Genomic DNA, 14436 nt, shown 5'->3' on the forward strand with positions numbered 1-14436 from the left:
GACACCCACGTACAACGCTCCACACAACCACCCACCACCCTCCCCTCACCTCGCCCCACCCCACATCACCTCCCCCACACACCACTGGCTCCCCCTCACCCCAGGTCAGCGCCCCTCCCCGCCCCTCCGACACCACCGCCTCCCCAAGAAATCAACCCCCACAAGTTGCGTGCGCGCACGATCTCTGTCACAGTTGGTGCAGCGGCGGAGCTGTACCCGCAGGCCGGGCAGCCGATTCCGCCGCCGTACGCCGGGCCGTGGCGCCGCCCCTCCCCCGTGACCCCCGCGCGGCGCCCGCCCGGCGGTCACGCTTCCCAGCGCCGGCCAAGGCCCCACGCACCCATGCACCGCGCCCCGCGCACCCCGCGCACCCCGCGCGTCCCGCGCGTCCCGCACGCCACGCTGCCCCGACCCGAGGTGATCCCGGAATGACCACTCCCGTACCTCCCCCGAACGCCTTCCTCGAAGTCGAACAGCTCGTCGTCGACATCCTGGAGGCCGACCCGGCCCTCTCCACCGCCCTCGTCGCGGTCGAGCCGCCGCCCGGCTTCGACGGCACGGCCGCCGCCGTCCTCGTCAACCGGCGCGGCGGCGCGTGGGTCGGGGACATGCACGTCGACGAGCCGCTGATCGAGCTGGAGGTGTACGGCCCGGACAAGGCCAGTGCGCACACCCTGGCCAACGCGGGCCGACGCGCCCTGCTGGCCGCGGCCGGCCGGACGTACGGCACGAACCTCGTCACCGACGCCGTCGAGCAGGACGGCCCCCGCTGGCTGCCCGACTACCTCTACGCCGCGGCCAACCGCTATGTGTGCGTCATCAAGGTGTCCGTGAGCGTCTACTGACACCCGACACCTGACGCCCCGACACCCCACGCACGCCCCCGACGGCGCACCCCGCGCCCCTCAGACCGAAGGCCCCGTCACCCGGCGGGGCCTTCGCCGTGTCCGGAGTAACCGGAGTAATCAGCCGGAGCAATCAGCCCATGGGCACCCCCGGACCGGCACGCCTACTCAGGCACGCCTCATCAGGCACCCACCTGCAACACCCCTATATATAAGGAGAACCGAGCATGGCAGGCACCAACACCTCCGAGATCCGTATCGCCGGCGTCGGCCGCCTCTACGTCGCCGCCGCCGACGTGGGAGTACCGACGACCTTCACCGACGGCGACCTGGCCGCCGACTGGGCCACCGGCTGGAAGGACCTCGGCTACACCTCCGGCGACGGCGTCACCTTCAGCAAGAAGGACAAGCTGGAGCCGGTCGACGTGTGGCAGGCGGTCAGCCCGGTCCACTTCGTCTACTCCGACCGGGACCTGACGCTGAAGTTCTCGCTGCTCCAGTTCAACGAGGACACGCTGCCGTTCTTCATGGGCGGCGGCGCCGTCAGCGAGCCGGACCCCACCACCAACGCGGGCGTGTACCGGTACGACATCGCGGACCGCCCGTTCGCCGATGTCCGCGCCCTCGGCCTGGAGTTCACGGACGTGCAGGCGAGCAACGGCAACGTCGTGACGTACCGCTTCGGCATCCCTCGCGGTCAGGTCACGGCGGCCGACGACATCAAGCTGGCCCGCAAGGCCCCGGCCCAGCTCGGCATCACCTTCACGGCCATGGCCTCCGCCGACAGCTCCGCCCTGGCGAGCTTCGTCATGAAGGACGGCACGTACGCGGCCTGACCCACCCGCCGGGGGCGTGCCGGCCACCCGCCGCACGCCCCCGGCACCCGCAGGGCTCCAGCTCACCGCCTCCGCCTCCATCTCCTCCTCCGACAAGGAGTACGCATCACATGACCCGTTTCGACGTCAACGCCGCCCGTGCCCAGCGCCTCGAAGCCCTCGGCCGTACCTGGTCCTTCGACCTGGACGACGAGACGTTCACCCTGCCCACCGAGCTGACCCGCGCCACCGCGCGAGCACTGCGCAAGCTCGACGACAACGACGTGGACGGGCTGCTCGGACTGCTCATGGGTGAGCAGCAGTTCGCCCGGTTCGAGCGTCACGAGGTCACCATGCAGGACATCGCCGCCATCCTGGAGGCCTACGGCAAGGAGACCGGGCTCGGCCTGGGGGAAGGCTGAGCCTCGTCGGGTTCGTCGACGAACACGCCGAGGCACTCGAAGCGGACCTGCTCCGCTACTACGGCACCGACCTGCTCGACTGGCACCGAGACCGCCTCTCCTCCCGGCGGCTCTCGGTGCTCATCAAGCATCTGCCGCGCGACAGCGCCCTGAACCGGGAGCTGCACGGCGAGGCCGCCGAGTGGGCGGTGACCGATCATCTGCTGGCCGCCGTGGTGGACCATCTGGCCGCCGCCAACTGGATGTTCGCGTCCGTCAACTCGGACGAGGACGCGGATCCGCCGGAGCCACCGGTGCCGGTGCCGCGGCCGGGTGACACGGCGGAGGAGCCGGAGGAGCCGGAGGAGCCGGAGGTACCACCGGTCACCGGTCCGGGCGCCGCCTCCGCCGCCGGGTACGGGCCCAACAGCCCGCCCCCGGAGGGTAGTTCACAGCCCTCGGGCGTCGAGATCGCCCGCTTCTTCGGCTGATGCACGCTGCTGGACGCCACTTCGCTTTGCCCCCGTCGCCGACGGCCACCGTCCGTACGCGGTACGGCGGCCGATTCGGCGCCGGGGCCGGCGAGGGACCTCGTCGCGGGCCACCCGGAGCCCCGAGGCCTCCCAAGCCACCGGCCGGCCACCGGGGCTCCCCTCATCCGGAGCCGCGCGCCCCCGTCCCGGAGCCGGACCCGGTTCCCGACCCCGGCTCTCCCCGTTGACGAACCGCCGCCCGGCCCCCCAACTCATCGGCGAGCGCCTTCCCCTTCCCCTCCTCCGCCGACCCCCGCGACCGATCCGCATGATCTACATCGCTCGGCCTGGTCAACGGAGGCACGCTGGCCCGCCCCTTGCGCCGGACCACCCGGCGCCGCTCGGGTGTCGCCGCCCGCTTCTCCCGCACCTCGCGGGCGGAGAGCAGGATGTCGGCCTCGGGACGAGGAGGAGGCTGCTCCTCGGCACCACCCCTGGCCTCCGGCTCGGGCTCCGGAGTCGGCAAAGGCACCGGAACTCCTTCGGCCAGCGACCGTTCGCGTTCCCCGCGCTCCTCCACCCGCGTCATGACCGACGGAGGACCGAGAAGCCGGACGTACGGCAGTGCGACGACCTCACCGCCGCCCCCGCTCCCTCCCTCGGGCCGCCGCGCCCGGCGTTCCACGCGGGCCTCCTCCTGCCCCTGGCGGTACGCGGCGGTGATCCGCTCCTCGTACGCGCGGCGTATCGCGGGAAGGTGCTCGGAGACGACGTCGGCCCAGCCGGCGCTGTAGGCGGCGAGTTCGCGGCGGTCGAGTTCGCCGCGGGGCAGGACGACGAGGTCTTCGGGGTCGTAGCCGTAACGGTGGACGAGCTCGGAGATACGGGCGATGAGATGGGGCAGGTCAGGGGACTGTTCGAGCCAGTCGATCAGATGATCACGCCGCGGCGCGCCCGTGTCCCCGTCCACCTCACCCCAAAGGCTCTGCTCCGGTCTCCTGCCCCATCCGTCCCACCGTGCCGCCCCTGTGTGAGGGCGCCCCCGGTGGCCGCCGACCGTCGATGGACCGTCAGTTCCCTTCGTCGGTCAGCCAGTTCACTGTCCTGCCCAACGGGAGACCAAGTTCGAATCCTACTCCACCCATCTGACACACCGCTGTCACACCCTCCTCCGGTCCTCCACATCACCGCAGGTACGGACCAGTTCGCAGCGCACGGGGGCGGGGGCTCCTCGGCAAACACGGAACGGCACTGCCGGATTACTCGTACACTAGTTCGAACAAACGCTTCGAACGCCCCGTAGGCGCCACCTGTACCACCAGCCCAGCGGACACCGGAAAGCAGGCCGACATGGCGACTCGCACGAGCAACTCCCCTCACCAGCCGACCGACCCCTACACCCGCCTCGCCCACCTCCTGCACGCCCCCGCCCCCAACCGCGAGGCCCTGCTCGACCGGCTGTACGAAGAACTGCTCACCCGCGAGTCCCGCGCCTACGCCGCCGGCTGGTCGGACGCCCTGACGGAGGCGCGCCGGGCACGCACGAGGTAGGCGGCCGCCGGCGAGGTGACGTCGCCCGCGCCGAGGCCCTGGTGCCCCCGCACGGCCTCACCGGCGCGCCGCGCACCATCCGCCGGCTTTGGTCACCACCCCAGGGTCATCGTCAGCAGCACGAACCCCGCGACGAACAGCGCGAGACCGCCGTAGCCGAGGACGAATACCACGAGCCGCTCCGGGCGGTAGTCGATGTCCTTGAGCAAACCCGTCTTCGCGCGGCGCGGCTTTCTCCTGTCGTACACGACTGGGACCACCGTGCCGGGGTCCGGCAAGTCCCTTTGGAGCGCGTAGAACTCGGCCTTGGGCTCCCCTTCGGGCAGGCGGATCTCGTAGTGGACGCGATGCTTTCCGCTGCCGTAGTACTCCTGAGTCGTGGCAACCGCCTCGCCCTCGATGCCATGCCGCGCCAGATTCCGCAGACGGCGATAAGTCAGGAAAATACCCAACTGGCTGACGAAGGCACCGAAGCCCACCATCTCCAGAAGTCCCCCCACAACAAGACCGACAGTCGAATTCTCCACGACACCCCACCCGTTCTCGCTTTACCAGCGAAATTACCGGAATACACCACGCGGCCGCCAAATTTAGCAGCAATCGATCGCGAGGGTCAACCCCTTCGCCATTCAAATCGAGGTGAAAATGGCCAGCGGTTCGGACGCCGAAATCCTTGAGAAGATCGCCGATCTCAAGGCGGACATCAGCACGGTGAACACCACGCTGAACACACACGTGAAACCCTCGAACAACGTTACCGACAAACAATTCGAAGACGGCAAGAAGGAGATCATCGATCAAGTCAAGAAGGGGAAGGAAGAGCAGAAGACCCGCTGGGAAGCCTTCATGGAGGCCATCGGCATCAAGAACTTCTTCGAGGCATTCAAGCAATTGGACGGCCTCACTGTAACCATCCTCGTCGTAGGCGCGACGCTGGCCCTCTTGAAGGACAGGGTCCTCAATTACGGCAAGCTCCTCAACGGGCTGGTCGAGAAGGTCACGGGGCGAATCTTCAGCGTCGGGCAAGGGGGCGCTCCCACGCTTCGGACGCGCGCGGACACGGAATCCGACCAGGCCGTCTCCATCAACCCCACCGGCGTTGCGCCCGAAAGACTCAACAGCCTCAAACTCGCACTGTCGGCTATCACCCCGGAGATCGTGAAATTCAACGACGCGATCACTCGGATGAAGTCACCGCGGCAGATCAAGCAGATTGCCAAGGCGGTGGAGACGCTCAAAAACGCACTGACCCCCAACCCCGCCGACGACGTCAAGAACTTGGCAACGGCCATCGGAAGGCTCAACAAGAGGCTCGATAAATACGACCCCCAGAAACTCCCCAAGGCCCAGACCCTGAGGGAGACCGCGGCAGCCGCTCGTGACCTCAGTTCGACCGCCGAAACCCTCAGGAGCCGGTTCGTGCAGCTCTCCAACGGATTCGGAACCGCCGCCCGGGCCCTGGGCACCACCAACTGACCCCATTCCGCCCGAAGGAGGTGTGCGATGAGTCTCATCAGTTCACTGAAGAAGGCATCCGGGTCCCTGCAGGACTTCAAGACGAAGGCGTCCGGCGCCACGACGGCGGCGAAGGGGATCGGCAGCGCCGGGCAGAAGGGCGCCGGCCAGCTCAAGGCCCTCAAGACGGCCGTCCAGGGCTCCGAGAAGGAGTTGAAGGACCTCAAACGGGCGTCCGACCAAGCCGAGAAGTCCCTCGCCAAGACCGGCAAGACCGGCTCCACCGCCGGCAAGAACCTCGGCAAGTACAAGTCCGGTGCCGAGAAGGCCGCCAAGGGCCAGGACAAGATGAACAAGTCGATGAAGGGCAACTTCTTCGGCATGCTCATGGACCTGCTGGCGCCGCTGATCGAGAAGGTCGTCGAGATGGCGACCAGGTCGAAGACGATGCAGAAGGTGCTGAAGAAAGCCTTCGCCGCCATCAAGTCGGTCATCAGCAAGGTCATGAAGGCCATCGGGCCGATCATGAAGAAGGCTGCCAAGCTGATCAAGTCGGTGTGGAACGGGATCAAGAAGGCGATCTCGGCCGTCGTGAAGGCCGTGGCCAAGGTCATCAAGACCTACTTCAACATCTGGAAGAAGGTCATCACCACCGCCCTGAAGGCGATCAAAAAGGTCGTCAGCAGCGTGTGGCGGGGCATCAAGGCCGTCATCGTGCCGGTCGTCAACTGGATCAAGTCGGCGATCCCCAGGGCGTTCCGGGCCGTCAAGAGCAAGCTCTCCAGCGCCTGGAACGGGCTGAAGGGCATTGCCGGGCGGGCCTTCAACGGGATCAAGAGTGCCGTCAAGGGACCGATCAACGGGGTCATCAGGCTCATCAACTCCGCGATCGGCAGGCTCAACAGCATCAAGGTGTCGATCCCGGGCTGGGTGCCGAAGGTCGGCGGCAAGACCTTCGGCGTCAACCTGCCGAAAATCCCGATGCTCGCGGCCGGCGGTGTCGTCATGCCCCGTTCCGGCGGTGTGCCCGCGATCCTCGCCGAGGCCGGCGAGGCCGAGGCCGTGCTGCCGCTGAGCAAGCTGGACCGGCTGCTGAGGCGGGCGGCCGCGCAGGGGCGGATCGGCAGCGACGGCCCCGGCATGGACAAGGCGCTGCACATCGAGAACTACTACGCGGCCACCTCCAGTGACCCGCAGCGCACCGCCGACTCCCTGATGTTCCTGGCCAAGGCACGCGGGTGGCGCGGATGACGGCCGCGGCGATGAGCAGTCCCGTGAACCCGCTCGCCGGAGTCGCGCCCGTGCTGCGCACCTTCCGCACCCGGGTGGAGCAGGGCAACACCACTCTCCGCGGCCTCACCGACAAGATCCGCACTGCCGCCGCCTCCACCGACCGCATCCGCACCGCCGCCGCCCAGGGCGCCACCACCCTCCGCCAGGTCAGGACGAACGCCGAGGCCGCCACCCGTTCCGTCACCAAGGCCGGGCGGAGTGCCTCCACCGCCGCGACCGGCGTCAAGTCGGTCGGCACCAGGGCGAAGGGCGTCACCACCGCGCTGAAGAAGCTCAAGTCCAAGCTGGGCGGAGTCATCGCCCTGATCGGCGGGTTCATCGGCGTCGTCGGCATCCTCGGCGATCTGATGGGCGCCTTCGGCATGGCGATGACCATCGGCGCCGGGGTGATGATGGTCATCAACCTCCTCACCCGCGCCAACCCGATCGGCTTCGTCACCGGCCTGCTCCTCCCCGTCGCGGGCCGGCTCCTCGACCTGGCCCTCAACTCCCAGGCCGGACAACGGTTCATGAAGCAGGCCGCCACCGTCGTACTGAAGTACGTGCGGGGCTACCTGGCCGTCATCGGCCCGGTGCTGAAGATCGTCGGGAAGGTCGTGTCCGCGTACTTCAAGGGCTATCTCGCGCTGATCACCGGGGTGATCAAGGGCATCGGCGCGGTCATCGGCATCGCCTTCGCCGTCCTGCGCGCGCTCACCACCGGTGACACGCGGGCGCTGCGCGGCAAGGTCTCCGCCGTATGGCGCGGTTTCAAGAACGCCGTGAAGCCCGCCCTCACCTGGATCACCCGGGAGATCCCGAAGATGTTCAAGCGCGTCAGGGACGCCATGTCCCGCACGCTCGGCGGACTCGGCAAGTTCGTCACCACGGGCGCGCAGACCGTCGCCGGTGTGGTCAAGGGGCCGATCAACGGGCTGATCGCGTTCGCCAACTGGGTCATCGACGGGCTCAACAGCCTCAGTGTCTCCGTTTTCGGCAAGAAGTTCGGCGTCGACATCGACAAGATCCCGATGCTCGCCGAGGGCGGTGTCGCCGTCCCCGGAGTGGCCCGCCGGGCGGGCAGGGTGCTGCCCCTCACCGCCCTGGAGCGGCAGCGGGCCCTGAACCGCAGGCGCGCGGCCCGGCTCCAACGCCCGTACCGCGTCGCCGAGTTCCACGAGAGCGAGGGCGCGGGCGCCCGGGGCACCGCCGAGGATCTGCTCTTCCTCACATCCGCGTACGCATGCACCTGAGAGTGAGGTGACGGCCCCATGGCCGAGACGACCACAACCGCATACACCGAAGACGTTCCCCCCGGCTCACTCATCACCCGCGACGGGCAGATGCAGTGGGCCGGACTGCTGATGGGCCCCGGCACGCCGTACGAGATCGACCGCGGCGGGCTCAGCGGCTGGGAGGACCTCCCGGACTACGACACCGGCGACGCCGACCACCCCACCGCGCACGGCGCCTGGCCGGGCGCCCGCTACGCCAAGCCCCGCAAGGTCGGCGGCACCGTCCACACCGTACCGGCGGCGAACACCGCCGACGCCGCGATCCAGGCGACCCGCGTGCTGCGCCAGGCACTGCTGCTCGGCGACGAGGAGCGCTGGCTGGCGGTACGGCTGCACGGCGAGACCCTGGCCGTGCGGGCCCGGATCAGCCAGCGCGTGCTGGGCGCGGACCGGACGTACGCCACCCAGGGCGTGTCGAAGGCGTCCGTGCAGTGGTACGCCACCGACCCGCGCCGCTACTCGGTGACCGAGCGGACCGCGGTCACCGGCGCCCCGCAGCCGGAGAGCGGGCTGACCTGGCCGCTGACCTGGCCGCTGTACTGGGGCGAGGCGTCGGCCACGGGTGATGTGACCGCCGCGAACGACGGCTCGGCGCCCACGCACCCGGTGATCACGTTCACCGGTCCGTGCACCAACCCGACGGTCACCGACCGCACTTCGGACCGGCGGCTGCGCTACGGGATCGCCCTGGCCGCCGGGGATGAACTGGTGGTCGACACCGGCGCCGGCACGGTCACCCTCAACGGCACCGCGTCCCGCCGGCACACCGCGGCCGCGGACAGCAGCCCGGAGGAGCTGTTCGCGTTCAAGCCGGGCCGTGCGCAGCTCGCCTTCCGCCCGGACACGTTCACGACCGGCGCCCGGATGACGATCCGCTGGCGCGCCGCCGAGTGGTGACCGCCGCTCCCGTTCACCGAAGAGGAGAAAGTCAGTGAATCTTCGCAGCTCATGGGTGGCCGAGACCGGCCAGACCCGCGAGGACACCCGCCTCACCCAGACGGGGGTGACCACTCCGGCCGACCCCGTCTCGGTCCGCTCCGGCATCCTGCCCGGCTCGTACGACGGCCAGTTCCGCGCCTCGGGTTTCTGGCTGGAGGGCGCCGCCGGTGCCATGACCGCGACCCTCCACGAGGGCCGGGCCGTCATCCAGGCCGACTCCAACCAGGGAGCGTACCCGGTCACGCTCCCCGAGACGCTGGCCCTCACCTTCGCGGACGGCGACGCCACGCACAGCCGTTTCGACCTGGTCGTCCTGCGGATCTACGACAACCTGTACGACGACTCCGGGCGCACGGAGGCCGCCGTGGAGGTCATCCAGGGCACCCCGTCCGCCACCCCGGCCGATCCCGCGCTGCCGGACATCGTGCTGCCGATCTGGCGGGTCACCGTCCGGGCCGGCACCAGCGCCGGCAACGGCGGCGTCAACTGGAACGACGACATCGACGACCTGCGCACCACCGTCGTCGCGCTCGGCGGCATCCTGCCCGCGTACGGCGACACCGGCAACGGCGCCTACCCCGGCCAGTACCGGGACTCCGGCGGCGCCCTGCAACGCTGGGACGGCTCCGCCTGGGTCGCCTACCCGAGCGCGCTGGGCGGCATCGCCCCGGCCGGTACGGTCACGACCGCCAGCTACACCGGGCAGTATCGCGACAGCTCCGCCGGTGTCCTCCAGCGCTGGAACGGCTCGGCATGGGTGTCGTACCAGCAGGTTCCGACGTGGACCGACTACACGCCCGTGTGGCGGGCCGAGGCAGGCACCGCGCCGGCCGTCGGCAACGGCCAGCTGGCGGCCTCGTACCTGAAGATCGGCACGCTCGTCCAGGTGCGGATCTATCTCAGGATGGGTTCGACGACCAACCTGTCGGCCCAGAGCGGCGACTGGACCTTCTCGCTGCCGTTCGCGCCGGTCTCCACCGCGTGGAAGCTGGACGGCCGCGTGCTGACCGCGCTGGCCTTCGGCTCCTCCACGCAGCTCTTCCACGGGGGCAGCGGCCTGCTCTCATCGAACGACGGCGGCGTGGTCCGCTCACTGCGCGACGCCTCTCACACCGGCAGCGGCATCTGGGACAAGGGAGTGCCCTTCGCCTGGGCTTCCGGTGACGTCCTGTCGATCTACGGCGCATACGAATCCGCCTCCTGACCCGGCTCCCCACGACACGGCTCCCCACGAAAGGAACCGCTGACCATGTCCCTGCACTCCGGCTGGCTGGCTCCGACCGGCCAGACCCGTCAGGCAACCCGTCACATCGCCCTCGGCGCCACCACCCCCGCCGGTCCCCTCCAGTCCCGCTCCGGCATCCTGCCGGGCACCTATGACGGCCAGTTCCGGGTGGGCGGCTTCTGGATGGGCGGCAACACGGGCGGGATGACCGCCACCGTCCACCACGGCCGGGCCGTCATCCAGGGCACCGTCACCCAGGGCGCCTACCCGGTCGCCCTGGATGAGGACATCACGGTGACGTTCGCCGACGGCGACGCCCAGTACGACCGGATCGACCTCGCCGTCCTCCGGGTGTACGACGACCAGTACGACGGCTCCGGCCGAACCGAGGCCGCCGTCGAGATCATCCAGGGCACCCCGGCCGCCACCCCGGCCGTACCCGGCACGCCGGACCTGGCTCTGCTGCTGTTCCGGGTCGTCGTCCGGGCCGGAAGCAGCGCGGGCACCGGCGGCATCGACTGGGGCAACGACGTCACCGACGTGCGCACCACGCTGGTCTCGGCCGGCGGCATACTCCCGGTCTACAACAACGCGACGGTGGCCGGCAGCTACCCGGGCCAGTACCAGGACAACGACAACGCCGGTTTCCTCCAGCGGTGGAACGGCACCGCGTGGGTCGGGTATCCGAGGGAGATCGGCGGCATCGCCCCGTCCTGGGCCATCAGCACGGGCAGCTATGCCGGCCAGTACCGCGACTCCGCCGCCGGGCAGCTCCAGCGCTGGAACGGCTCGACGTGGCGGCCCGCGGTACCGGGACCGTCGTTCGTCAGCTCGCTCGACAACGGCTACACCACCTCGACGACCTACACGCCCGAGCTCACCAGCACCGCCGTCACCGCGCTGACGCTCGACTTCACGGCCCCGCCGTCCGGCGCGGTCATCCTCAGCTGGGGCGCGCGCATGCTGACCTCGGCCAGCGACACCGCGACCGCCTACATGTCCCCGCACGTCGCCCGGGACAGCACCCTGATCTGGGAGACGAGCGACGATCGTGCCGCAGTACACGGGGGCCGCCTCTATTCCTCGGTGTCGTCCGCTCAGCGGATGTCCTCGCTGATCGTCGGCGCAACCTACACGGTCACCGCGATGTACCGGTCCAGCAACAGCGACATCACCTGCTGGTTCGACAACATCTTCCTGCGCGCCGACCCGATCGCCTGAACTCCCCACTCCCAGAAAGGAGCTGTCGATGCCGCTGCACTCCGGCTGGCTGTCCCCCGAAGGCCAGACCCGCACCGACACCCGCCTCATATCCCTCGGCGCGCTGACCCCCACCTCGCCCGTCGCCACCCGCTCCGGCGTACTGCCGGGCTCCCCCGACGGACAGTGGCGGATCTCCGGCTTCACCCTGACCGGCTCGACCGCCATGACCGCCAAGGTCCACCCGGGCCGGGCCGTCGTCCAGGGCACCGACGGCCAGGGCGCCTACCCGGTCGCGCTGACCGACACCCTGGACCTCACCTTCGCCGACGGCGACGCCCAGTACGACCGGATCGACCTCGTCGTCCTCCGGGTCCACGACGACCAGTACGACGCCTCCGGCCGCACCGAGGCCACCGTGGAGATCATCCCGGGCACCCCCGCCGCCACCCCGGCCGTGCCCGCCACCCCGGACCTCGCCCTGCCCCTGTACGAGGTCGCCGTGCCCGCCGGCACCAGCTCCGGCAGCGGCGGCATCGACTGGGGCAACGCCCTCACCGGCCGCCGTACGGCCACGGTCGCGGTCGGCGGCATCCTGCCCGTCACCACCGACACCTCCATCGGCGCCTACCCCGGCCAGTACCGCGACATCAACGGGGTCCTACAGCGCTGGACCGGCTCCGTGTGGGCCGACTACCCCGCCCCGCCCACCTGGCGGAGCTGGACCCCGGCGTGGACCACCAGCACCGGAAGCGCCACTCCGTCGTACGGCAACGCCACGGTCAACTGCCGGTACGTCAAGTCCGGTACGACGGTGCACCTCAACTTCGCGATCCAGTTCGGCTCCACCACCGCCTTCGGCACCAGCCCCACCGTGGACGACAACTGGCGGTTCAGCCTGCCGGTGCCCGCGTCCGCGGCCCACCCCTGCATCGGCTTCGCCGAACTCGGCGCCACCCTCAGCATCCGCGCCGTGACACGGATCATCTGCGCCACCCCCAGCGCCTTCGAGCTGGGGATCGCCTCCGGCCAGCCCAACGCGACCGTGCTGGACCACTACGGCACCGTGGACGCCATCACCCCATGGACCTGGTCCAGTCCGCACACCATACGGGGCAGCGCCACCTACGAGGCCGCCTCATGACCACGACCACCCCCTACCGCGCGATCTTCTGCGATCTGCGCACCGACCGCACCATCGACATCCTGCCCATCCGCGACGTCAGCGTCGACGACTACATCGGCAAGGCCGGCTCCCTGTCCGGCACCATTCCCGTGCCCAACCCCGAGATGGCCGCCCGCGTCCGCCGTATCGAGGAGGGCCGCACCGCGGTCTACCTGGAGCGCGGCGGCGACCTGTGGTGGGGCGGCATCATCTGGACGAGCACCCTGCAGAGCAGCCAGCGGGGCGTACTCACCCTCGGCATCCAGGCGGCGACCTTCGACTCGTACGCGGGCCGCCGCCGTATCCGCGCGGACCTGACGTACACGGACATCGAGCAGCTGGAGCTGGCACGGGAGCTGTGGCGGCACCTGCAGACGTCCCTGCCCGGCGGCGACATCCGCGTCACGTACGGGAACGAGACCTCCCCGTACTACCGGTCCGCCGCCTACCGCGACGGCGACGAGACCGTGTACTCCGAGGCGCTCGACACACTCGCCGCCCTGGACAAGGGCTTCGAGTACCACATCGGCGTCTACCGCAACCCGGCCACCGGCGAGCGCATCCGACGGCTGCGCCTGGGCAGCCCGAAGATCCGCACCGGGACGACCGACCTGGTGATGGACCGTCCCGGCACGATCCTGTCGTACTCCTTCCCACGCGACGCCACCCGCGGCGGCACCACCGCCCGGGCCCGCGGCGCCTCGGTCAACGACAACCAGGCCGAGGCGTCCCGCCCGCTGTACGCCGACGCCGACCCGGCCCAGGCCCTGATCGACGCCGGGTACCCGCGCATCGACCTGACCTCGGACCACAACTCGGTCGACGACACCGACACCCTGAAGTCCCTGGCCACCGCCGAACTGGCCGAGGCCGCCGGGGCGGTGGTGATCCCCGCGATCAGCGTCCGGCTGGACGGGCTGGTGCCGCCCGCGCTGCTCGGCCGGACCGTCCGCCTGCGGATCACCGACGAGTGGTGGGCCGAGGGCCTGGACGTCCGCTACCGGATCATCGGCGTCAAGATCAGCCCGGCGCAGCGCGGCCGCCCCGACACCGCCGAGCTCTATCTGGAGGAGGCCTGATGCCCCAGCTCCCCGAGGACATCATCGACCGGCTCACCGTCATGGAGCGCCGCATCCAGCAGCTGTCCACCGCCGTCAACTCCCGGCCCGCGCTCAACAGGATCTCCGGCGGCGGGGTGGAGATCACCGACGGCGGCTATCTCACCGTACGTCCACCGGACGGCGGCCCGGCGGTCTTCGCGGTCGGCGCATGGAGCGGCGCCGAGTACGGCCTGGCGATCCGCCGCCAGACCGGCGCCAAGGCCCTGACCGTGCACAACGGCGACGGCTCCAGCACGTCGGAGCAGCCCATACGGCTCTTCGACCCGCAGGGCCGGGAGATCTTCTCCGACGACGTCGGCACCGGCGGACTGGCCCGCCCGTGGCTGAACATGCTGCCCCCGCTGGACACCACGGAGACCCGCTGGCCGCAGACCACCTCGGCCGCCTGGACGACCATCGCGTCCTCCCACAACGTGGTGTGGCAGCCGAAGATGCGGCTCTCCATGCTCACCCGGGCCAGTTCCGGCGCGACCGGCTCGATCCGCGTGCTCCTCAACGGCACCCAGTGGGGCGGCACCGTCTCCGCCGGCTCCGACTTCGACTACACCGACCAGGTCTCCGCCGACTTCGCCGCGGCCTTCGGCACCCTGCTCAAGGTCGAGGTCCAGGGCCAGGTCACCAGCGCCTCCGGCACCGTCTACGCCCAGCCTCAGCTCATGTACGGCCGCCAGAGCTGAAC

The 14436-nt window shown here is 70.0% G+C and carries 16 protein-coding genes; 14 read left to right on the forward strand and 2 right to left on the reverse strand.

All coding sequences use genetic code 11. From position 1 onward, the window contains the following. Positions 1-428 precede the first annotated feature (428 nt). From ACWD3C_RS19295 to ACWD3C_RS19310, 4 genes are all read left to right on the forward strand, one after another. Positions 429-845, forward strand: a complete 417-nt coding sequence (locus ACWD3C_RS19295) for a hypothetical protein (RefSeq protein ID WP_451145373.1) — start codon at positions 429-431, stop codon at positions 843-845. Positions 846-1072: 227 nt separating this feature from the next. Then, entirely contained in the window at positions 1073-1681 is a 609-nt protein-coding gene (locus tag ACWD3C_RS19300; RefSeq protein ID WP_451145375.1) for a phage tail tube protein, read from the forward strand. A gap of 110 nt (positions 1682-1791) precedes the next feature. After that, positions 1792-2082, forward strand: coding sequence for a hypothetical protein (locus tag ACWD3C_RS19305; RefSeq protein WP_451145376.1), 291 nt, complete (start codon positions 1792-1794; stop codon positions 2080-2082). 47 nt (positions 2083-2129) lie between these two features. Then, entirely contained in the window at positions 2130-2552 is a 423-nt protein-coding gene (locus tag ACWD3C_RS19310) for a hypothetical protein (protein WP_451145484.1), read from the forward strand. 163 nt (positions 2553-2715) lie between these two features. Here ACWD3C_RS19310 and ACWD3C_RS19315 read toward each other — a convergent pair whose 3' ends face one another. Next, the gene (locus tag ACWD3C_RS19315; protein ID WP_451145378.1) at positions 2716-3504 is read right to left on the reverse strand and encodes a hypothetical protein; all 789 of its coding nucleotides are present in this window, start codon (positions 3502-3504) and stop codon (positions 2716-2718) included. A gap of 380 nt (positions 3505-3884) precedes the next feature. Here ACWD3C_RS19315 and ACWD3C_RS19320 point away from each other — a divergent pair, with 380 nt between their 5' ends. After that, a complete protein-coding gene (locus ACWD3C_RS19320) occupies positions 3885-4085 on the forward strand; it encodes a hypothetical protein (protein WP_451145380.1) in 201 nt (66 codons plus the stop codon). 92 nt (positions 4086-4177) lie between these two features. On the opposite strand, the gene ACWD3C_RS19325 is transcribed toward ACWD3C_RS19320, so the two are convergent. Next, entirely contained in the window at positions 4178-4612 is a 435-nt protein-coding gene (locus ACWD3C_RS19325) for a hypothetical protein (RefSeq protein ID WP_451145382.1), read from the reverse strand. 118 nt (positions 4613-4730) lie between these two features. Here ACWD3C_RS19325 and ACWD3C_RS19330 point away from each other — a divergent pair, with 118 nt between their 5' ends. From ACWD3C_RS19330 to ACWD3C_RS19370, 9 genes are read left to right on the forward strand one after another with little or no spacing between them, the layout of a single operon-like run. After that, complete coding sequence (locus ACWD3C_RS19330) at positions 4731-5561, forward strand: hypothetical protein (RefSeq protein WP_451145384.1); 831 nt, start codon at positions 4731-4733, stop codon at positions 5559-5561. 27 nt (positions 5562-5588) lie between these two features. Beyond that, the gene (locus ACWD3C_RS19335; protein ID WP_451145386.1) at positions 5589-6791 is read left to right on the forward strand and encodes a phage tail protein; all 1203 of its coding nucleotides are present in this window, start codon (positions 5589-5591) and stop codon (positions 6789-6791) included. A gap of 11 nt (positions 6792-6802) precedes the next feature. Beyond that, entirely contained in the window at positions 6803-8065 is a 1263-nt protein-coding gene (locus tag ACWD3C_RS19340) for a tape-measure protein (RefSeq protein WP_451145388.1), read from the forward strand. An 18-nt stretch (positions 8066-8083) separates the two neighbouring features. Continuing rightward, on the forward strand, positions 8084-9004 hold the full coding sequence (locus tag ACWD3C_RS19345; protein ID WP_451145390.1) for a phage distal tail protein: 921 nt from the start codon (positions 8084-8086) through the stop codon (positions 9002-9004). A 34-nt stretch (positions 9005-9038) separates the two neighbouring features. Further along, complete coding sequence (locus tag ACWD3C_RS19350; protein WP_451145392.1) at positions 9039-10250, forward strand: hypothetical protein; 1212 nt, start codon at positions 9039-9041, stop codon at positions 10248-10250. Positions 10251-10295: 45 nt separating this feature from the next. Next, complete coding sequence (locus ACWD3C_RS19355; protein WP_451145394.1) at positions 10296-11492, forward strand: hypothetical protein; 1197 nt, start codon at positions 10296-10298, stop codon at positions 11490-11492. Between the two features lie 28 nt (positions 11493-11520). Beyond that, a complete protein-coding gene (locus tag ACWD3C_RS19360) occupies positions 11521-12615 on the forward strand; it encodes a hypothetical protein (RefSeq protein WP_451145396.1) in 1095 nt (364 codons plus the stop codon). Next, positions 12612-13715, forward strand: coding sequence for a hypothetical protein (locus ACWD3C_RS19365; RefSeq protein ID WP_451145398.1), 1104 nt, complete (start codon positions 12612-12614; stop codon positions 13713-13715). Before ACWD3C_RS19360 ends, ACWD3C_RS19365 begins: the two co-directional genes overlap by 4 nt. Beyond that, entirely contained in the window at positions 13715-14434 is a 720-nt protein-coding gene (locus ACWD3C_RS19370; RefSeq protein ID WP_451145400.1) for a hypothetical protein, read from the forward strand. Before ACWD3C_RS19365 ends, ACWD3C_RS19370 begins: the two co-directional genes overlap by 1 nt. Positions 14435-14436: the final 2 nt, after the last annotated feature.

This window comes from Streptomyces sp. NPDC002845 (assembly GCF_053591955.1).

Coding starts and splice junctions, on each gene's coding strand:
- ACWD3C_RS19295 (WP_451145373.1), top strand. CDS start 429: ATGACCACTCCCGTACCTCCCCCGAACGCCTTCCTCGAAGTCGAACAG.
- ACWD3C_RS19300 (WP_451145375.1), top strand. CDS start 1,073: ATGGCAGGCACCAACACCTCCGAGATCCGTATCGCCGGCGTCGGCCGC.
- ACWD3C_RS19305 (WP_451145376.1), top strand. CDS start 1,792: ATGACCCGTTTCGACGTCAACGCCGCCCGTGCCCAGCGCCTCGAAGCC.
- ACWD3C_RS19320 (WP_451145380.1), top strand. CDS start 3,885: ATGGCGACTCGCACGAGCAACTCCCCTCACCAGCCGACCGACCCCTAC.
- ACWD3C_RS19330 (WP_451145384.1), top strand. CDS start 4,731: ATGGCCAGCGGTTCGGACGCCGAAATCCTTGAGAAGATCGCCGATCTC.
- ACWD3C_RS19335 (WP_451145386.1), top strand. CDS start 5,589: ATGAGTCTCATCAGTTCACTGAAGAAGGCATCCGGGTCCCTGCAGGAC.
- ACWD3C_RS19340 (WP_451145388.1), top strand. CDS start 6,803: ATGAGCAGTCCCGTGAACCCGCTCGCCGGAGTCGCGCCCGTGCTGCGC.
- ACWD3C_RS19345 (WP_451145390.1), top strand. CDS start 8,084: ATGGCCGAGACGACCACAACCGCATACACCGAAGACGTTCCCCCCGGC.
- ACWD3C_RS19355 (WP_451145394.1), top strand. CDS start 10,296: ATGTCCCTGCACTCCGGCTGGCTGGCTCCGACCGGCCAGACCCGTCAG.
- ACWD3C_RS19360 (WP_451145396.1), top strand. CDS start 11,521: ATGCCGCTGCACTCCGGCTGGCTGTCCCCCGAAGGCCAGACCCGCACC.
- ACWD3C_RS19365 (WP_451145398.1), top strand. CDS start 12,612: ATGACCACGACCACCCCCTACCGCGCGATCTTCTGCGATCTGCGCACC.
- ACWD3C_RS19370 (WP_451145400.1), top strand. CDS start 13,715: ATGCCCCAGCTCCCCGAGGACATCATCGACCGGCTCACCGTCATGGAG.